The following is a 20,346-nucleotide window of genomic DNA, read 5'->3' as shown; positions in this document are numbered from 1 at the left end:
TACTGTCTGTTTATACAGCCAACAGATCGCCTTGTCTAGTTGAGCTGGCGAGAGTGGGAGTTGTTTAACCAATTTGGTTGGGAAGAGAGCAAAAAATGCGGCTAATAACTTGGCCTAGGTTTGCTTTTTATCTTCTATCCAACATGAACTTCGCTTCGGCGGTTGAGCAAATCACACCCTCGGCCTCAATACGGCTTTCTAAGGCAAAGATCCGCTTGGTTCGTTTGACCATTTTAGCCGTTACGCACAGCGTGGTGTGCAATGGCACAGTTTGAATGAAGCGCACGTTTAGTGAGGCTGTGAGTGCTTGAATGTTATGAGCAAAAAGACAATGTGTCATGGCGGTATCATGCAGTGTGCTGATCAACCCTCCTTGCATCACACCTTGATAGCCTTGCATTTTGTCTGTTGCCGTTATTGTGGTTTGAACACTGCCATCAGCCAAATGAGTGAAATCAATAACTTGTTGATCTGAGAAGAAAGGTTGGCAACAAACCGCGCAGTTCTGATGATTACTTGGAAGCATAAATACCCACTTGATTACGTAAAGAACCAATTTAGCGTTAGTTATTGTCATATGCCATAAATAAGGATGGGAAATATGGTTTCATAAATAAACTCCATCTATTGAATAACGATCATTGCTTGGTTGCTAACGACACATTTTCATTTTGTCCCCTTTTTTAATCACCATCCCATTCCAAACAAAACTGGCGAAACGCTTTAAGTAATGGGCTTTGGTAACGCTCTTTGTGCATTAACAGCCAAAAGCGGCGCTGCATGTCTAGCGGTAGGTTAAGGGGAACTACCCGTCCATCGGCAATGGCCCATTTTGCGGAGCGATGAGATAAACACGCAAGCCCTAAGTTGGCGCTGGCGGCATTAATAATGGCTTCCGTTGTGTTGAGCTGAAAGGCTTCAGCCCATGTATCAATACGTGGTGCGATACGTTGCAAGAAAAACTCTCGGCTACCAGATCCTGCCTCTCGTAAAATCCAATCACTTCCTTCTAAATCTGACACTTCTAATGGCTTTTGAGTCGTCAGTGCATGGGTAACAAGCGCATGAGTAGGGGCGGCGATGATGCACATTTCGTCTAAACGCCATTGCTCAGTAGTCAGTAGAGGGTGTTGTGTTTTTCCCTCAACCAACGCAATATCTAGCTCATAATCTACGAGTTTTTGACAGATCTGAGAAGTATTTGAGATCAGCAAACTTTGGGCGTGATGACCGTGCTCAGAACGAAAATCACGAAGAAGAAAGGGCGCAACTTGATTACCTATCGTGTCACTAGCGCCCAAATGAAGCTGGCCATGCAAGGGTTGATCGTCAACAAATAGCTGGTCAATATCTTGGGCTCGGTGAAGCAGTTCATCGGCTAATGGTAAAAGCTGGTGGCCTTGCTGATTTAAAACCAAACGATTATTCACGCGATCAAAAAGATCGTGGCCGATCTGCTTTTCCATTTCAGCCAGTGCCATACTTACCGCTGCTTTAGATAAAAACAGGTTTTTCGCGGCAGCGGTGATGGTCTTGTCTTGAGTGATAGCCACGAATACACGTAGCTGTTTGAGTGAAATATTCATATGTTTAGTTTAATTGAACTCTATTTTAAATATATTCAGATATAATTAAACATAGTTCAAGTTTAAAGTGATGGCATTCAAGAAAAGCATCAAACGAGGATACATCATGCTAAAAACGGCAGTGAATAAAACAGCAGCAGCTCCTACACCCATGGCCGGATTAGCATTAGGCATTGCCAGTTTGGGGTGGTGCTGGGAAAACGCGGTAACACTGAATGGCAAAGCCCAGTGGGTCGGAGCCATCCTAGCGAGTGTGCTATTGGTTATGCTATTTGTGAAGTTTGTGTTCCATAACCATTTGCTACGTGATGAGCTAGCACATCCTGTCGTTGGTAGCGTTGCGCCGACGTTTGCCATGGCTTTGATGGTGGTGTCTCATTCCGTTGGGCAGTTTTCGATTTATATCGGTGATGCTATTTGGTTAGCAGCGGTGGCGTTACACGTGGTTTTTCTCGTCAGTTTTATTTATCACCGCGCCAAAGAATTTCGATTACACCATATGGTGCCGAGTTGGTTTGTCCCGCCGGTTGGGCTTATCGTGGCCGATGTTTCATTCTCGGGTACGGCCGTATTAGCCCCTGTTGCTGAAGCGGCACTGTTATTTGGCTTAGTGAGCTATGGGATTATGTTACCTGTGATGGTGTATCGTTTGGTGTTTTGCGAACAAATACCGGATACGGCTAAGCCAACGATTGCGATTATGGCGGCACCAGCGAGCCTATCTATGGCGGGGTATCTGACCATTACCGAGCACCCTTCGCCAATCTTGATTGCTTTGTTATTTGGTATCGCCGTGTTGATGACCTTCGTTACCTATTTGTCTTTCTTGCACTTAATGCGCTTGTCTTTTAGCGCGAGCTTTGCCGCGTTCACCTTCCCAACCGTGATAAGTGCAACGGCCTTATTCAAAATGGCAGTGTGGCTGGAAAGCGTTGGCGTTGCACAGCACTATTGTGCTCAGGTGAGTCATTTAGCCTTGTTTGAATTGCTCGTTGCGACGCTCGTTGTCGGTTATGTATCGGTACGCTACGTTCATCATTATCTTATCCCGGGAAAGACACACTAGCGTTAATGATAACGTGATGTTTTTACCAGCAAAGACGCGCGTTCGTAAGCTTGTTTTCTCTCGGAATGGGTTCTGATGTGCTAATCTGAGGGCATTGTTAATCTTGCCCGCATGAGCCTAACGTGTTTACTGTTTATCATTCTAATCAAGTCGAATTATTAAAATCCTTATTGGTCGAACTAGTCAGGATTAATCCTCTTGAAAATCCGTTTGAAGCCGAACAGATTTTGGTGCAAAGCCCTGGCATGTCTCAGTGGTTAAAAATGGCCTTGGCGAATGAATTTGGCGTTGCCGCAAACCTTGATTTTCCATTGCCAGCGACATTCATTTGGGAAATGTTTACTAAAGTGCTGCCTGATGTTCCCAAGCGCAGTGCCTTTAATAAAGAAGCCATGACATGGAAGCTCATGCTTTGCTTGCCAGCCTTGTTAGAACAGGAAGAGTTTGCACCGTTAAAGCAGTATTTAGAAGACGATACAGACCAATCTAAGCTTTACCAATTGTCAGAGAAAATTGCGGATATCTTTGATGGTTACTTGGTGTATAGACCTGAATGGATCGCAGCATGGGAAGCGGGGCAGGACGTAGCTGAGCTAGAAGGGGAATCCCCTTGGCAGCCTATTTTGTGGCAAGCACTCTATGATCAAACCATAGCACTAGGCCAATCGCCTTATCATCGTGCCAATCTATACGAACATTTCATCGATTCCTTAGACAATTTTAACGGCAAGGTAGAAAACTTACCTAAGCGTCTATTTGTGTTCGGCATTTCTTCATTGCCTCCGCGTTATATGGATGCCTTAAAAGCGCTGGGGGAGCACATCGATGTGCATCTGATGTTTACCAACCCTTGCCGTTATTACTGGGGAGAGGTCAGAGACAGAAAATACCTCGCTCGCTTGGCTTCTCAGGCAAGAAAACACATTGAGTGGAAAGGAGACCATTCTGAGTTGGCAGGTGAAACCACACAGCTTAAAGGCAGCGTTGAAGATAACGTCATTGATGAACTGCATACTGATGTCGTCGGTAACGGCTTACTAGCGTCCATGGGCAAGCTCGGAAGAGATAATATGTACTTACTCTCTCAGTTAGAAGCCAATGAAATTGAAGCCTTTGTTGATCTAGACAGTAAGTCAATATTACACCAAATCCAAACCGACATTCTTAATCTAGAAGAACATCAAGACGACAGCATTCTGGACTCTAGTCGCCATAAAAAACCAATCATGCTTGGCGATAAATCCTTACAGTTACATGCCTGCCACAGCGCTATGCGTGAAGTTGAGGTATTACATGACCAACTGCTGGCTATGTTTGAAGCCGATTCAACACTGAAACCGCGAGATATCATCGTGATGGTGGCAGACATTAACGCCTATAGCCCCGCGATTTCCTCAGTGTTTGGTAATGCGCCAGGTGAACGTTATATCCCTTATTCCATTTCTGATAGAAGTGCTTCTCAAGAAAGCCCAATTTTAGCGGCGTTCATGAGCTTAATCGCACTACCCGAAAGCCGATGCCACGCTTCTGAGATGCTCGAGTTGTTGGAAGTACCAGCCATGATGGCGCGATTTGGATTAGATGAGCAACAGTTTGAACGAGCGAAAGCATGGATCGAAGAAATTGGTGTTCGGTGGGGTCTTGACGGTGATACATCCGTTGATTTTGATTTACCCACGCAAACACAAAACTCCTGGTTATTTGGCATAGAGCGAATGCTATTGGGTTATGCGATGCCTGACTCTTATGGTTTGTTTTCCGGGGCAAGCGGTCATATTTCGGCTTTTAATGAAGTTCAAGGCATGGACGCAGAATTAGCGGGAAAATTAGCGCATTTTGTTGAGATGCTGAGTCACTACAGGCAAGCCCTGTCATTGCCACAAACAGCCAGCCAATGGCACCAGAACATCCACGGACTATTGGATGATTTCTTCAGCGTCGAGCTTGAAGACGAAATGGTGCTTAAGTCGATTAGAGATGGCTTAACTCAGTTGCAAGAGCAATTAATTGATGCAGGATTTGACCAAGAAATCAGTCCTTCGGTCATTAATATCTACTTGCAGAACCGGTTATCCGGCACTCGTGTCAGTCAGCGTTTCTTAGCGGGGCAAGTGAATTTTTGTACCTTGATGCCCATGCGTTCCATTCCATTTAAAGTGGTGTGTCTATTAGGCATGAATGACGGCGCTTACCCCCGCTCAATGCCTGCAGAAGGGTTTGATTTAATGACTGGGAGAACAAGGCCGGGAGATCGTTCTCGCAGAGATGATGACCGTTATTTGTTTCTTGAAGCTTTGCTCTCTGCGCAGCAAGGGTTGTACATCAGCTACGTTGGCCGTTCTATTCAAGATAATACTGAAAAAGTGCCGTCTATCTTGGTTTCTGAATTACTTGAGTACTGCCATCAGAATTATTGTTTGGCAGGGGATGAAGCACTCGCGGTCGATGCGTCCGGTGATGCTTTGCTTGCCGTTTTAACTTCTCATCATGCCATGATGCCATTTAGCCCGTCCGCTTTTAGTCTGGAAAGCCCTAGTTACGCAAAAGAGTGGCTGCCAACCGTAAACCGCAGGGGGCAGGCGTGTGGCGAGTTTAGCCAACCTCTTGATGATTACTTGTTGGAGTTTAATGCACCGTACCAATTAGATCTGGTTGAGCTACAACGCTTTTGGCGATTGCCTGTTCAGTATTTCTTTAATCGCCGTTTAAAAGTGAATTTTGATTCCCTGCAAGGTGTGATGGAAGACGATGAACCTTTTATTGTTGGCGGCCTCGAAGGTTATGTCATGCGTGACCAGTTGCTTGAAATATTGCTCGAAAGTCGCATGAAAGGTGGCGATGAAACCGCAGCAATTGCCTCTTTTGTTGCCGAGCAACGAGCGAAAGGCTTGTTGCCCATTGGGGCTTTTGGCGAATTAGAGTTTGTGACTAATTCAGCGCAAACCCAAGCTTTAGTCGATGAAATTGCGCCTTTATGCCATACCGAGTTAGAAGATGCAGAAGTTGCATTAGTCTTGGATATTGATCGCGAAAACTACCACTTAAACGGCTGGCTCACGCGTTTGTATCGTTCAGGTTTAGTGCGTTATCGCTGCGGAAAACTGCGCCCGCAAGACTGGTTATCAGGGTGGATTGACCATTTATGTTTGGCGGCTAATGGCCATTCAACGCGTACTCATCTGATTGGCTATGACAAAAAAGACGGGGTGCAACATTGGGTGATTGCCCCAATAGACTCTGCTCAAAATGCCAAACAGGCATTAACACAGCTGATCCGTCTGTATTATCAAGGCATGAATCAACCACTGGCATATTTCCCAAAAACGGCACTGGCAGGCATCGAAGCTTGCATTAATAAAGCGGGTGAGTGGGTGGATGATGAAGATAAGTGTTTAAATAAAATGGCGGATACGTTCAACAGTGGTTTCTTTCCTGGAGAAGGAATAGACAGCTATATCAGCCGAATTTGGCCTCAGTGGACTGAAGAATTGGCACAGCAAGTCAGGTTGAATTCAAGCTTAGTTTTGCAAGCGGCAGTCTTATCCACCACGACAGCAGAAGAGATGGCAAGTCGCTAATGAGATAAAAGTTTACAGTGATAAGAAGTGTAGGGTGGTCGCCAGCAAATCATTATTATATGTAAGGCGTCTACTGTGCGACCACAAGGTCAGAGGTGACCATAAATTCTGTGGAAGCGATACTAACGAGATGGGTTCAATGAAACCGTGAGCTCGATCTCAAGCTGTTTTATTTTGATTCTGAGATCTTTTAATTTTGTAATGATTTAAGTGTTCGATCACAAATCAGTTGAGCTTAAAGGCAAAAAATGACAACCAATATGGATGAGCAAAACGACGCTGCAACCGTACTAACTCCCATGACTTTTCCTTTGCATGGCGCACGGCTCATTGAAGCCTCGGCCGGAACAGGGAAAACCTTTACTATCGCCGGGCTTTATTTGCGCCTGCTGCTTGGTCATGGCGATGAGCAAACTCGACATCAAGCACCGCTTACCGTGGATCAAATATTGGTGGTGACGTTTACCGAAGCCGCGACTGCTGAGCTTCGCGATCGTATTCGTGCACGTATTCATGACGCACGCTTAGCGTTTGCTCGCGGTGTGAGTAGCGATCCAGTTATTAAGCCATTATTGGACGTCATTACTGATCATAAAAATGCGGCTGACATATTATTGCAAGCTGAACGCCAGATGGACGAAGCGGCCATTTATACCATTCATGGGTTTTGCCAGCGAATGCTGACCCAAAATGCATTTGAATCGGGTAGTCGTTTTAATAATGAATTTGTGACCGATGAAAGCCAACTGAAAGCGCAAGTGGTGGCCGATTACTGGCGTCGTAATTTTTACCCACTGTCGTTGGAACTGTCGGCAGAAGTTCGCAATATTTGGTCTTCTCCACAAGCACTGTTGCAACAAGTTAGTGGGTACCTAACCGGCGTTCCGGTGAATGTGTCAGTACCAGCGATGCAGGGCTCTTTGGCTGATCTTCACCAGGAAAACATGAAGGGCATCGACGCACTGAAAGCGCTGTGGCTTGAGGCTCAGGGTGATCTGCATGATCTCATTGCTAATTCAGATATCAATAAACGCAGCTACACCAAAAAATCCTTACCCAATTGGTTAAATGAAGTTTCAACATGGGCAGCAACGCCTACGGTGGACTATCAACTCCCCGACAAGTTAGCGCGTTTTTCTCAGCAAGTGTTAGCGGAAAAAACGCCAAAGGGAGACGCTCCTTCTCATTCTGTCTTTGCGGCAATAGAAACCTTTTTGGCTCAACCTATGAGCCTGCGTGAGCCTTTGCTTGCGCATGCCATTGAGCAATGCCGAGTGATGCTGGCTAAAGCAAAACAGCGTAAAAATTGGCTCTCTTTTGACGATCTTCTGACTCAATTAAGCGCAGCGATTGATAACGATGAACAACAATTGCTGGTGGAGCGAATTCGTCAGTTGTATCCCGTTGCCATGATCGATGAATTTCAAGATACCGACCCAATGCAATACAGCATCTTTAGTCGAATATACGTTGGGCAGCCTGAGTGTGGCTTATTTATGATCGGCGACCCTAAGCAAGCAATTTATGCCTTTCGTGGGGCGGATATCTTTACCTATATTCGCGCCCGAAATGAGGTGGCGGATCACTATACGCTAGACACTAACTGGCGTTCTAGTGCGGATATGGTGAATGCAGTAAATCAGGTGTTTAGTGCATCAGATAGCCCTTTTATTTACGATAAAGACATTCCATTTCGTCCGGTGAAATCAAGCCCGGGTGCTGAAAATAAACATTGGCAGGTGAATGGTCAAAAACAAGATGCCATGACATTTTGGTTGCACGAAGACGAAGAAGCCAAGCCCGTGACTAAAGGTGAATACCAACAGGTTATGGCGAAATCGACCGCAGCGCATATTCAGTCTATTTTGACCGCTGCCGATCAAGGGCAAGCTTGGCTAGATACTGGTAAACAAAAGCACACTTTGCGGGCGGGTAATATTGCGGTGTTGGTGCGTACCGGAATGGAAGGACGGTTAATTAAAGATGCACTTGCTCAGCAAGGTATCGCCAGTGTTTATCTTTCTAATCGAGACAGTGTGTTTAACAGTACGATTGCGACCGACGTGATGCGCCTTATTCAAGCGGTATTAACCCCCGATGATGACCGGGCATTAAGGTCTTGCTTGGCTTCAGGCTTATTTGCCTTAGATGCAAAACAGCTTGATAGCTTAAATAACCTCGAAGTCTTATGGGAAAACACGGTCAACGAGTTTCGTGATTACCGTATTTTATGGCAGCAACGAGGTGTGATGCCAATGTTACGTTCGGTGATGAGCAAACATCAAATTGCCGAGCGATTGCTAGAAGAAGAACAAGGTGAAAGGGACTTAACCGATTTACTGCATGTTGGCGAATTATTGCAACAAGCGAGCTTAGAAATCGACAGTGACCATGGTTTATTACGCTGGCTTGGCGAAACGATTTCAAATATACAATCCGGGGTTTCTGGTGTCAGTGATGAACAAATTCAGCGCTTAGAATCAGAACGAAATTTGGTGCAAATTGTCACGATTCATAAATCGAAAGGTTTGGAATATGATTTGGTATTTTTGCCGTTTGTTTCCGCTTATCGAGAAGCCAGTGAAGGGAAGTACTACGATGAGCAATTAGCTCAAACGGTATTGGATATTAGCAATAATAAAGCGTCATTGGTTCAGGCAGATAAAGAACGTCTAGCAGAGGATTTACGCCTGATTTATGTGGCGCTAACACGCGCCGTCTATGGTTGTATCATAGGCGTAACGCCATTGAGAAAAGGCCGTTCAAGTAAAGATCCGACAGGTGTACATTTAAGTGCCATGGGGAACTTATTACAAAATGGTAAAGAGTTATCAGCCGTTGAGCTCTCGAGCTCGATACGAAATGTTTGTTTAACGGCACAATCGATGCAGTTAACTGGCGTGCCAGATGAACAACCTTCGATTTACCTGCCACCAAAAGAGGAAGAGCAAGAGCTTGTCGCCAATGAGTTCAATACTCAAATTGATCGCTATTGGCGTATTACCAGCTATTCGGGTTTGGTAAAGCAAGGCTCACATTCCAATCATGACGCCAGTTTTGAGCAACCTGGCTTTGATATTGATTCTGTCGATGATAAGGAAGATCAAGAGTTAGCCGAACCAGAGCGTTCTATATTTACTTTTCCTCGTGGCGCAGCTCCGGGTACGTTTTTACATACGTTATTTGAAGAAATTGAATTTACAGAGCCTGCTGACAGCACTGACAACCAAGCAACTATTGAACGATTAATTGAAAGCGAAAATTTAGAGGCTGAGTGGCTACCTGTACTGCAGAATATGGTAGATAAAGTAATGCATACGCCATTGGATGGTAATGGTCTTCAATTGGCACAAAAAGGGTCAAGTCAGCGTTTAGTTGAAATGGAGTTTTTGCTACCAATCAAATTGCTCTCTTCCGTTGCCTTCAATCAATTGGCTCATCAGCATGATGAATTATCTCAGCAAGCTGGCGAGTTAGGATTTCACACGGTTCAAGGTATGTTGAAGGGCTTCATTGACTTAGTGTTTGAACATGACGGCAAGTATTACGTTTTGGACTGGAAGTCGAACCACTTGGGTGATGATGTGAGTGAATACCATGGTGATAAACTCAAGCAAGCGATGGCCGATCACCGCTACGATTTACAATACCAAATTTACGCACTTGCCTTACATCGATTCTTACGTAGCCGAGTAGCAAATTATGACTACGAAACGCATTTTGGTGGCGTGTATTATCTGTTCTTAAGAGGGATGGATGGGCAATCTGGGCATGGTGTGTTTTCTGCGCGCCCGAGCCAAGATTTCTTACAGCAGTTTGATCAACTGATTGATGGTGAATTAGAACATGTTTAGTACTTTACAGCGCTTGAGCCAAAAGGGCGTATTACGTCAGCTTGATTATCAGTTTGGTCGTTTTATTGCAAGCCAAGAGACAACACATTCAGAACAGATTGGCTTTTTAGCTGCGTTACTTAGCCATGAGCTAGGTAAAGGCCATATCTGTATTGATCTAACTACGCTGGAAATTAGCCAGATGTTAGGCCTCTATGGGGAGCAAGCCGCAGAACTAAACCTTATTACCTCTGAGGTCGATTGGCTTTCATTGATGCAAAGTGCAAGTGTGGTTGGAAGTGGTAGCCAAGCAAAACCTTTGGTATTAGACGGCTCACGTTTGTATTTACACCGATATTGGCACTACGAAAGCCAATTAAGCGACGTATTAAAAAGCCTGGCTCAGTCTGCTCCTCTTACTAGTAACGGTTTGGGAGCGATGACTCAAACCTTGGAGCATTTATTTATCCCTAGTTTCAGTTTTTTGTATAAAGCTTTAGAGAATCTGACTGAAAGTAATCAGGTATTACGGCAGCAATTGGTGTGCGATCACCTAGATGTGGTGTTGCCAGAGCAATTGGACTGGAGTGTGATTGATCACGTGCTGGTTAAGGCGACAAAAGCCGCTGATTTAGAAGGCCTTCGTCAACTAGTACCAACATCGGCTTGTTTAAACTGGCAAAAGGTCGCGGCAGCCGTTGCTCTTACTCGGCGTTTTGCCGTGATCTCCGGAGGTCCGGGTACAGGTAAAACAACCACAGTGGCGAAACTGTTGGCTGCATTAGTCGAGCAAGGTAATCACACCGATCATTTGCCAATTATTAAGCTTGTCGCGCCAACGGGAAAAGCGGCGGCGCGTTTAACGGAATCTATTGGTGCGGCGATAAGCCAGCTCCCTGTCGCGCCGGAAACCATCGCGGCCATTCCGACTGATGCCAGTACCATCCACCGATTACTCGGAGCAATACCAAACCGCGCGGAATTTCGTCACCACAAAGCAAATCCCTTACACCTGGATATTTTGGTCGTTGATGAAGCCTCCATGGTCGACTTACCCATGATGCATAAGTTGATTGATGCTCTGCCCAATCAAGCTCGGTTGATTTTGCTTGGAGATAAAGATCAGTTGGCGTCAGTAGAAGCGGGTGCGGTGCTGGGCGATATTTGCTCCTTCATTGATCAAGGTTTTAGTGCGCAACAAGGTCAGCAACTTGCCACGTTGACCGGGTTCGATTGGCTAAAGCGTGAGTCGACTAATTCGAATGCGGGCTTGGCTGACAGCTTATGTATGCTGCAAAAAAGCTATCGATTTGATGCTCGCTCCGGGATAGGTCAACTAGCCAAAGCCATCAATGCTGGTAAACCGTACCAAGTTGAAAAAGTGTGGCAAGCTGGGTTTACTGATATTGCTCGTCACGACTTAAGCAAAGAGTCCTATGCTGCGATGATAGATATGATGGTGGCAAACTATTCCGGCTATCTGTCACTGCTTCATGTAAGCGATGAAACAGCCACGTCGTTACCTAAACAAGTGTTGAAAGCGTTCAGTAAAAGTAGATTGCTGTGCGCCATTCGTGAAGGCGACTTTGGCCTGACAGGGTTGAACCAACGTATTGAAGCCGATTTACGAAAAAAACGTTTAATCCCGCGATTTGAAGAGCAGTGGTACATTGGGCGCCCTGTTATGGTCACGCGTAATGATCATGGGTTAGGTTTGTATAACGGTGATATCGGCATCTGTATGTTAGATGAATCGGAAGATGAAGCTCGCTTACGAGTGTATTTTGAATTGCCTGATGGAAGCGTAAAAGGGGTGTTACCAAGCCGAGTGCCACAGCACGAAACTGCGTATGCCATGACGATACATAAATCTCAGGGCAGTGAGTTTGACCACACGGTAATGGTACTGCCAAACGATTTTAGTCCTATTCTCACCCGAGAGCTTATTTATACGGGAATTACTCGTGCTAAATCGCAATTGGATTTATTTTGTCAGCCAGCGGTGTTGTCCAAAGGCGTCAGCATTAAAACAGTTCGAAGTAGCGGTTTAGCTCAGCGTTTGAGTTAGCCGTAGTATTCGTTAATGCTTAGGGCGTTTAAAGAGGGAGGTCGACCTTCCTTGGCTCGATATTAGCTGGCTAGGTTAGTCAGCTAATTGAATTTCTTGTGATTTAAATCGGTTTAAGATGCTCGGTTTTTTGACCGTTTCTTGTGAAGTGTCATCTTCTTCAAAGATGCTTGAGAACGAAATGTTCTTAATGTTGCAGCGTGTTTGGTAAGACAAAATAAAACGCTTCATACTGGTATTCACGGGGAAGACGCAGTGTACTTCTTGGCCGTCTAAGAAATGGTTATCGGCCATGTCCCAAAAGCTCTGGGCGGAGTTACAAATGACTGTTTTCATGAATCATGCTCGCAAGTGATGAATGCTCGCATCCTAGCTTTTCACTCTAGTGTAGAAGAGTGTATTACCTCCGTGTGGTAATTTTTCTCTATTATTTGTGGTCGCGTTAATTTGAGAAGGGCGTGATTGTATCAGTAACTTGCTTAAATAACAGTCAGTTTAGAGTCAGTAATGTTAATTTTTTAGCAAGTCCTGATATATCAATATGTTATGGAACTTGATTTATATCCAGCTATAGTAAATACCTAGACGGTGAGTTGTAGAATTTTGGAGCGGCGCTGGTAGTTATATAGCCCCTGCTTTTCTGTAGGCAACGCAGATACGTCAACTTCAACGAACCCTTGCTCTCTAAACCAATGCAAACTTCGTGTAGTCAAAACGAACAGGTGGTTAAGCTGCAGTTTTTTTGCTCTTAAATGAATGTGTTTGAGCAGGTGTACTCCTCGGTTACCGTCCCGATAGTCAGGATGAATAGCAACGCAGGCCATTTCCGCTTTCTTTTCACTCTCATAAGGGTAAAGGGCTGCACAGCCAATGATCATGCCGTCTTTTTCTATGATGGTAAATTGGTGGATCTCTTGCTCTAGCTGCTCTCGTGAGCGGCGTACTAATATGCCTTGTGTTTCGAGCGGCTCAATGAGATCAACGATACCGCCAATGTCATCAATGTCTGCTTCTCTTACTTGTTCGGCACTGGCCATCACTACTTGGGTACCAATACCGTCGATAGAGAATAACTCTTGGATCAAAGCGCCGTCGATTTTGTAACTGATCAGGTGGCTTCGCGGCACGCCTGCGCGGCACGCATTAATTGAACCGCGTAAGAAGCGAATAGAGCCTGAACCCTGCTTTTGGTCATTGGTTTCAAGCTGATCTAGAATCGATTTTGCTTCTGTGGGGAAAAGCTCCGCAATGACTTGGCCATTTTTATCCAGCACTCCTTGTTCAGAGCTAAAGCCGATGAGTTTATCGGCGTTTAACCTGATGGCTACTTGTGTCGCGACTTCTTCAGAAAGTAGGTTGAAGCTTTCTCCGGTAACTGAGCTGCCAATCGGGCCAATCAGTACAATCGAGCCTTGTTCTAAAATTCGGTCAATCGCCTGAGTATCAATACGTCGAATACGGCCACTGTGGCAATAATCAATACCATCGTCGACTCCGATAGGCTGGGCGACGACGAAATTACCGCTGACGACAGTAAGCTGAGTGCCGGCCATTGGGGTGTTGTTTAAGCTCATGGACAGTTTGGCTGTTATGTCGAGCTGGAGTTGTCCTGCAGACTGCATAACTAGATTAAGTGCGTTAGCATCCGTGACTCGTATACCTTTGTGATACGGTGTAGTAAGGCCTTGTTGCTCAAGTCTTTGGTTAATTTGTGGCCTTGCTCCATGAACGAGAACAATTTTTACACCCAGGCTGTGAAGTAGTGCAATATCATTGATTATGTTGTTAAAGTTGTTGTCTTGATAAGCTTCTCCACCCAGCATAATCACCATGGTTTTCCCACGGTGGGCGGTGACGTAAGGGGTGGATTGTCTAAACCCTTTTACTAATGCGGTGCTTCTCAATTTCACTACTTGGCACATCCTTGATTATTTATGTTTTAATAATGACTATTAATTCACTTTAATGCAAGGTTTTAACGGTTAGTTAAAGGCTTATTTCCCAAATAAATACCATTATTAGCAATGTTGAATTAACCTTAATGGAATAACAATGAAACCATCCATGACCATGGCCAACTATAAAAAGACAGAACCTAATAAACGTAGCAAGAAACCATTGCATCAGTATGCGAGGGTTTGGGCGTTACTTAGTATTATCGTTATTGGTTTGGGGTATGGCGGGGTCAAAAGTTTCGTTGATCACCAGAAAGTAACCAAGCTCTATCGACAGCAGATCTTTGGCACTTGGGTTGAGCAAAATGTTGCGGGTTATGCGGCAGACCGTTTTGTGGTTAAAAAAAACGGCATATACATTGAAGGCCGACAGGTTACCACCAAATTTGAATTCGATGGTGTACGCTTGGAATTTGACTTAGGCACAGAGCACCATAGGTTTGATGTGTTAAATTCAACGATGACTCGTCTTAGACGTGTTTCGCCAGCGCATTATGAATCGATATTTATTAATACGACACCTCCACCACCATTACCCGGCACCAATGAGCTATTTCGTTAAGTAATGGTGTTTCGTCTTCCTACATGCGACTAATATCGTTCGGATTCCCAGCGATATGAAATCTTTACAATCCTTGTGTTGCTTCAAATTGAATACTTTGTCATCCTGCTTTTTATCATAATAAAGGGATGCTATTTCTGTGTTCAAAAAACTGTATTGTATCGGGGCGGTTCTTGCCCTTGCTGGTTGTGCTGGGCCCACCGAACGTGGTCAGCAATACCAAAGTGGTGAGTTTACTTCTAACCTAAATCAAGTCGAATCGATTGAGTCGAATGTGCCACGCAATTACACGGCTTTTTCAAATCAAGCTGAGCAAGTTGTTACTTTGTCGCCTTCGATGGCAAAAATCTATCAACCTCTTTATGAGCAGCTAGAAGCGTGGAGCTTGCAAAGCGGCGAGCCGAGTGAGTTGGCTAACTATGGCATCCAAATGGCTCAGTTAGGTGGCGGTGATAAAAAGGGGAATGTTCTTTTTACTGGCTATTTTTCTCCCGTAATTGAATTGCGCCATGAAGCTGATAATGAATACCGATACCCCGTTTACCGTAAACCTGATTGTGGCGAACAGTGTCCAACTCGTGCCCAAATCAATCAAGGTGCATTGCAAGGCCAAGATCTAGAACTTGGTTATGCTGCGAATATGATTGACCCATTTATTATGGAAGTTCAGGGCAGTGGTTTTGTACACTTTGGTGATGATGACACGTTAGAGTATTTTGCCTACGGTGGTAAAAATGGTCATGCGTACGTTAGCATCGGCAAAGTCTTGATTGAGCGAGACCTAGTTCCTCGTGAAAAAATGTCTCTAAAAGCCATTAAAGATTGGGTGTTACAGCAAGACGAAGCAACGGTAAGGGAAGTGCTAGAGCAAAACACCTCTTACGTGTTCTTTGAACCAAGAGATGCAGCACCAGTAACGGGCAGTGCGGGAATTCCGCTAATGCCGATGGCTTCTGTTGCGGGTGATCGCAGTTTATTTCCTATGGGAACCCCAATTCTTGCTGAAGTGCCGCTGCTTAATGCTGATGGAACTTGGAGCGGAGCTCATGAGCTGCGTATCTTGATCGTGCTTGATACCGGAGGTGCCGTTAAGCAAAACCACCTTGATTTATATCACGGCATAGGTAGCCGAGCAGGAACACAAGCTGGGCACTATAAACACTTTGGTCGAGTATGGAAGTTAGGGCTGCAAAGCTCTCCTACTCAAGCCCCATGGGCAATGCCGCCAGAAAAGTCAGACTAAGTTTAATCTCAACTTGTATTACCCTTAAAGAGTGCGTATAAAACGCACTCTTTGTCTTTTTACCTACCGCAATCTAAGAGTTTTTTATGCGTGAACTAAACACACCAGCTTCTGAACAATATGACCAACGCTTTGGCGGTACTCGTCGCCTTTATGGCTACAGTGAGGTCGATATCTTACGTGCTAGCCATGTGTGTGTTGTTGGTATTGGTGGTGTGGGTTCATGGGCCGTCGAAGCCCTTGCAAGAACGGGCGTAGGTGAGCTGACCCTTATCGATATGGATGACGTCTGTGTGACTAATATCAACCGTCAAATTCACGCGATGAGCGGGACCGTTGGTCAGAGTAAAATCGAAGTAATGGCAGAGCGAGTTAAGTTGATTAACCCTGAATGTAAAATCAACCTCATTGATGATTTTATTGGGCCTGAAAACTTACAAGAGTACATTAGTAAAGAGTTTGATTATGTACTGGATGCGATTGATAGCGTAAAAGCAAAAGCGGCGCTATTGGCTTTTTGTAAGAGCAATAAGATCAAAGTAGTGACAACGGGCGGTGCTGGTGGTCAAGTCGACCCTACTCAGATCAAAGTGGCTGATTTATCTAAAACTATTCAAGATCCTCTAGCGAAAAAAATTAAAGATACTTTGCGTCGTTTCCATAACTTTAGCAAAAATCCACAGCGTAAATTCGGTATTGATTGTGTATTTTCAACCGAACAATTGAAGTACCCTCAAGCCGATGGATCCGTTTGCGGTATGAAGTCGACGGCTGAAGGACCGAAGCGAATGGATTGCGCGAGTGGTTTTGGCGCGGCTACGGTCGTCACGGCAACGTTTGGCTTTGTTGCGGTTTCACGTGTGGTTGAAAAGCTAATTGAGCGTGGGATGAAGGTTAAGAGCTAGGTACGAAAAGCGAAGTGCTAAAAGCTAAGTTTTTAAGGCTAAAGGCTAAAAGCGAAGAGCTTGGGGGAAGGTAGGGGTTCAACTTAGGTTGGTTTGTGCCTTTGCCTTACTGGCTTTAGTGATATAATTGTGTCAATTTCAATGGTTAAAAGTAAAGTCTCATGTCTGAATTTCCTCAATCGCCTTTTGGTAGTGATATTACTGCTCAAGATATCGAAAGTACCATGCAAAATTTTACTAGCTGGGAAGACCGATATCGCCAAGTGATTCAATGGGGAAAGAAGTTGCCAACCATGCCTGATGAATTTAAATCAGAGCAAGTAACGGTAGCGGGTTGTGAAAGCCAAGTGTGGCTTGTAAGCAAGCAAGTAGAAGGTCGTTGGTATTTTTGCGCAGACTCAGATGCGCGAATAGTGCGAGGCTTGATAACGCTGGTTTTAGCTGCGTATCATGGTAAAACGAGTGTTGAAATTGCTCAATTTGATATCGACAGTTACTTTCAAAAAACAGGCCTAATTGAACACTTGAGCCCATCAAGAGGCAATGGCTTAAAAGCCATCGTGGAACAAATCAAAGAACAAGCTAGCCGCTAGTTAGCAAACAGGAAGAAGAACATCAACAATCCCCTTCTTCCTTATTCTTGCTTCTATTTCATCTTTTCCTAGCAGCCCTAAGCCCTACCGGACACACCTAGCTTTTAGTACTTAGCTTTTAGCACTTCATCACAACATATCCAATGCTTTTTCCATTGCGCTAATCAAGCGTTCAACATCTTCCATTGTGTTATAAACCCCAAACGAAACACGAACTGTGCCAGAGACACCCAGAGCATCCATTAATGGATGAGCGCAATGATGACCAGATCGCACCGCAATGCCTTGTTTGTCTAGCAGTGTCGCAATGTCTTGGTGGTGAACACCATCGACGATAAAGGTCAGCACGCTGCCTTTTTCTTGTGGATGAATAAGGGTGAGGTCGTCCAGTTTACCAAGGGCGTTAGCGGTGGTTTTAACCAAGTTGCGAATGTGCGCTTCAATAACTTTTGAATCTAAGCCTTTATACCAATTGATGGCGGTCGCAAGAGCAATCGCACCAGCCACATTCGGAGTGCCGGCTTCAAACTTCCCAGGCAAAGCAGAAAATGTGGTGCCGTCAAAGCTGACTTTCTCAACCATTTTTCCACCACCGTGCCATGGAGGCATCGCTTCTAACAGCGCAAGTTTGCCGTAGAGCACGCCAATTCCGGTAGGAGCGTATAGCTTGTGTCCTGAAAATACATAGAAATCGGCACCAAGGGATTGGACATCAACATGTTCATGCACAATGCCTTGCGCTCCATCGACGACCACGACAGCACCAGCGTTGTGACTGCGCTCTATGATGGTTTCAATCGGCTGGCGGTAGCCCGTGACATTCGTGATATGGGCGACAGCAACGAGTTTTGTTTTGTTATTAAGTAATAGGGAGAAGGCATCTAGGTCTAGTTCACCGTTATCTGTCATGGGGATCTTGATAACTTTCGCGCCAGTTTGCTGCGCAACGATTTGCCAAGGCACAATATTGGCGTGGTGTTCCATCTCCCCAACTAATATTTCATCACCAGCTTGTAGGGTGTTTCGGGCATAAGTTTGGGCGATGAGGTTTAATGCTTCGGTTGCGCCTCGCGTCCAAATGATCTCTTTGCTGCTCGTTGCGCCAATAAACTCTTTGACGCACTCTCGTGCTGCCTCAAATTGAAAGGTCGCATTAGCGGTCAGGCTGTGGCTGCCGCGGTGAACGTTAGCATTTTGTTGGCTGTAGTAATGGCTGATCGCATCGATCACCAATTGGGGTTTTTGAGTGGTCGCGGCACTATCAAGGTACACCAAAGACTCCCCTGCGATGTTTTGTTGCAGGGCAGGGAATTGATTGCGGATGTCGTTGATGTGCATTTATTTTCCCATCTCATGGTAGTGAAGTGTTGGTTGAGTGACCATAGGTTCAGCAATACTCCAAGCATGTGGTTTGCCAGATAGCTGGATAACGATTTCCATGGCGAACTCTAAAGCCGTGCCGGGGCCTTGGCTGGTCATCAGGTTATGAGTAATGTCATAAACCACGCGTTTTACACGTCTCAGTTCTTCAGGAATTTGGTCTTGAAAGGCAGGGTGGCAAGTCATTAAGGCTTTGGTATAGAGCTGGTTTTGCTGAAAAACCAAAGCAGGAGCGGCACAGATTGCCCCCATCAAGCGGCTTTCATACATATGCTGTTTAATCATTTCTATGAGCACAGTGCTGTCGCGAAAAGCTTCAGAGCCGCCAACACCACCTGGCAATAAGATGGCATCAAATTCTTGGTCGGCAATGTCGATTAAACGGCAGTCAGCAGTGAGTGTCACCCCACGAGAAGCGGTCATAGTCAACTTACCTTCAGGATCTGCACTCGCTACCGTTACTTGGTAGCCCGCACGAACCATAATATCAATGATGGTGACCGCTTCCATCTCTTCGCTGCCTTCGGCAATAGGGACTAATATTTTATGGCTCATTGTTGACTCCAAGATTGTTCGATTTGCTTAATGCTTCCAAGCAGTTGCTTATTGGCTGGCACAGAAAGTTGATGTCGTTGCGCGCATTTGACCACATAGCCTGTGATAAAGTCTATCTCTGACACTCGCTGGTGCTGTATATCTTGCTGCATGGAAGAGTAGTTTTCAGCCGTTGCAGTAATGACATTATAAATGGTTTGTTTCAGTGTTTCTTCATCAAACTGAATGTGTTGCTGCTGCATGACTTGAGTCAGTTCATTAATAATGTCGGTTATTTGTTCATGATAACGATCGCCTGCGAGCGCACCATTTTTACACTGATTGAGGGCAGTAAGCGGGTTGATTGCACAGTTGATAGCGAGCTTTAGCCAGAGTGCATCGATAATATGATCGTTCCAACTTGTTTGTGGTAACGCGTGATTAAACACATCGGCAACAAAGGCACATTGTTGGCCTTTTTTGTTCCATGCTCCGATCTGAGTGGTTCCGTTTCCGGTGTGGTGTACCTGATGCTTACTGGGTTTGAACGCGGCTTGTGTCGTCGTTGCGATTAAGACTGGCCAGCTTGAAAGCGTTGCTTCTAATTCATCTAGCGCACCCATGCCGTTGTGCATAAATAACAATATGGTATCAGGGTGGATATGATCTAGCAGAGGGGTAATCGCGCTTTCTACTTGCCAAGCTTTCACTGTGATGAGAACCAAATCGCTATTAGCAAGAAGCCCAGTATCATTGCTAGGAAAAGTGATTTTCTCTTCATTGTCGAGTTGAATCGCAAAAGTCGAAGTGTCACCTTTTCGCTGCCACAGCGAGATATTATGCCCCGCTTGTTGAAGTTTATATGCCCAAAGAGCGCCAATGGCACCGGGGCCAACAATGGTGATATTCAAGATGGTTACCTAGCTGAAATCTATGCCAGAAGCATAACGCTAGCGTGTGATATTTCCAAGGGGGAGGCGCAAGATGGGAATGTTTAGGGATAAAAAATGGCGCTTAAAAGCGCCATTTCAAATCTTGTTGCT

Annotated in this window: 15 protein-coding genes; 8 read left to right on the top strand and 7 right to left on the bottom strand. The window is 45.1% G+C overall.

Annotated features, from left to right (window positions below; genetic code table 11):
* Window positions 1–127: 127 nt before the first annotated feature.
* Both VTAP4600_RS07065 and VTAP4600_RS07060 read right to left on the bottom strand, forming a co-directional pair.
* The gene (locus VTAP4600_RS07065; protein ID WP_102523928.1) at window positions 128–526 is read right to left on the bottom strand and encodes a PaaI family thioesterase; all 399 of its coding nucleotides are present in this window, start codon (window positions 524–526) and stop codon (window positions 128–130) included.
* Between the two features lie 157 nt (window positions 527–683).
* Complete coding sequence (locus VTAP4600_RS07060; protein ID WP_102522148.1) at window positions 684–1,586, bottom strand: LysR substrate-binding domain-containing protein; 903 nt, start codon at window positions 1,584–1,586, stop codon at window positions 684–686.
* Window positions 1,587–1,692: 106 nt separating this feature from the next.
* On the opposite strand from VTAP4600_RS07060, the gene VTAP4600_RS07055 reads away from it, so the two are divergent.
* The 4 genes from VTAP4600_RS07055 (at window position 1,693) to recD (ending at window position 12,131) form a co-directional block, all read left to right on the top strand.
* The gene (locus VTAP4600_RS07055; protein ID WP_102522147.1) at window positions 1,693–2,652 is read left to right on the top strand and encodes a TDT family transporter; all 960 of its coding nucleotides are present in this window, start codon (window positions 1,693–1,695) and stop codon (window positions 2,650–2,652) included.
* A gap of 122 nt (window positions 2,653–2,774) precedes the next feature.
* On the top strand, window positions 2,775–6,230 hold the full coding sequence (gene recC / locus VTAP4600_RS07050) for an exodeoxyribonuclease V subunit gamma (protein ID WP_102522146.1): 3,456 nt from the start codon (window positions 2,775–2,777) through the stop codon (window positions 6,228–6,230).
* A 248-nt stretch (window positions 6,231–6,478) separates the two neighbouring features.
* On the top strand, window positions 6,479–10,084 hold the full coding sequence (gene recB / locus VTAP4600_RS07045; RefSeq protein ID WP_102522145.1) for an exodeoxyribonuclease V subunit beta: 3,606 nt from the start codon (window positions 6,479–6,481) through the stop codon (window positions 10,082–10,084).
* Window positions 10,077–12,131: an exodeoxyribonuclease V subunit alpha gene (gene recD, locus VTAP4600_RS07040; RefSeq protein WP_102522144.1), complete on the top strand. Its 2,055-nt coding sequence runs from the start codon at window positions 10,077–10,079 to the stop codon at window positions 12,129–12,131. Before recB ends, recD begins: the two co-directional genes overlap by 8 nt.
* A 75-nt stretch (window positions 12,132–12,206) precedes the next feature.
* Here recD and VTAP4600_RS07035 read toward each other — a convergent pair whose 3' ends face one another.
* Together VTAP4600_RS07035 and argA are read right to left on the bottom strand one after the other, a co-directional pair.
* On the bottom strand, window positions 12,207–12,467 hold the full coding sequence (locus tag VTAP4600_RS07035; protein ID WP_102522143.1) for a hypothetical protein: 261 nt from the start codon (window positions 12,465–12,467) through the stop codon (window positions 12,207–12,209).
* A gap of 245 nt (window positions 12,468–12,712) precedes the next feature.
* Window positions 12,713–14,041: an amino-acid N-acetyltransferase gene (argA, locus tag VTAP4600_RS07030; protein WP_102522142.1), complete on the bottom strand. Its 1,329-nt coding sequence runs from the start codon at window positions 14,039–14,041 to the stop codon at window positions 12,713–12,715.
* A 142-nt stretch (window positions 14,042–14,183) separates the two neighbouring features.
* Between argA and VTAP4600_RS07025 the strand changes: the two genes are divergently transcribed.
* The 4 genes from VTAP4600_RS07025 (at window position 14,184) to csdE (ending at window position 17,389) form a co-directional block, all read left to right on the top strand.
* Entirely contained in the window at window positions 14,184–14,648 is a 465-nt protein-coding gene (locus tag VTAP4600_RS07025) for a DUF2850 domain-containing protein (protein WP_102522141.1), read from the top strand.
* Between the two features lie 139 nt (window positions 14,649–14,787).
* On the top strand, window positions 14,788–15,891 hold the full coding sequence (gene mltA / locus VTAP4600_RS07020) for a murein transglycosylase A (RefSeq protein ID WP_102522140.1): 1,104 nt from the start codon (window positions 14,788–14,790) through the stop codon (window positions 15,889–15,891).
* 86 nt (window positions 15,892–15,977) lie between these two features.
* Window positions 15,978–16,796, top strand: a complete 819-nt coding sequence (tcdA, locus tag VTAP4600_RS07015) for a tRNA cyclic N6-threonylcarbamoyladenosine(37) synthase TcdA (RefSeq protein WP_102522139.1) — start codon at window positions 15,978–15,980, stop codon at window positions 16,794–16,796.
* Between the two features lie 161 nt (window positions 16,797–16,957).
* Complete coding sequence (csdE, locus tag VTAP4600_RS07010; RefSeq protein ID WP_102522138.1) at window positions 16,958–17,389, top strand: cysteine desulfurase sulfur acceptor subunit CsdE; 432 nt, start codon at window positions 16,958–16,960, stop codon at window positions 17,387–17,389.
* A 129-nt stretch (window positions 17,390–17,518) separates the two neighbouring features.
* Here csdE and csdA read toward each other — a convergent pair whose 3' ends face one another.
* Genes csdA through panE form a run of 3 tightly spaced genes read right to left on the bottom strand, consistent with a single transcriptional unit; the run spans window position 17,519 to window position 20,214 of the window.
* Window positions 17,519–18,727, bottom strand: a complete 1,209-nt coding sequence (gene csdA, locus VTAP4600_RS07005; RefSeq protein WP_102522137.1) for a cysteine desulfurase CsdA — start codon at window positions 18,725–18,727, stop codon at window positions 17,519–17,521.
* A complete protein-coding gene (locus tag VTAP4600_RS07000) occupies window positions 18,728–19,324 on the bottom strand; it encodes a DJ-1 family glyoxalase III (RefSeq protein WP_102522136.1) in 597 nt (198 codons plus the stop codon).
* On the bottom strand, window positions 19,321–20,214 hold the full coding sequence (gene panE, locus VTAP4600_RS06995) for a 2-dehydropantoate 2-reductase (RefSeq protein ID WP_102522135.1): 894 nt from the start codon (window positions 20,212–20,214) through the stop codon (window positions 19,321–19,323). Before panE ends, VTAP4600_RS07000 begins: the two co-directional genes overlap by 4 nt.
* Window positions 20,215–20,346 lie beyond the last annotated feature (132 nt).

The organism is Vibrio tapetis subsp. tapetis, from assembly GCF_900233005.1.
GTDB classification, from domain to species: domain Bacteria; phylum Pseudomonadota; class Gammaproteobacteria; order Enterobacterales; family Vibrionaceae; genus Vibrio; species Vibrio tapetis.
The sequence above is the reverse complement of the archived record's forward strand: the minus strand, read 5'-3'. Positions and strand labels throughout refer to the sequence as shown.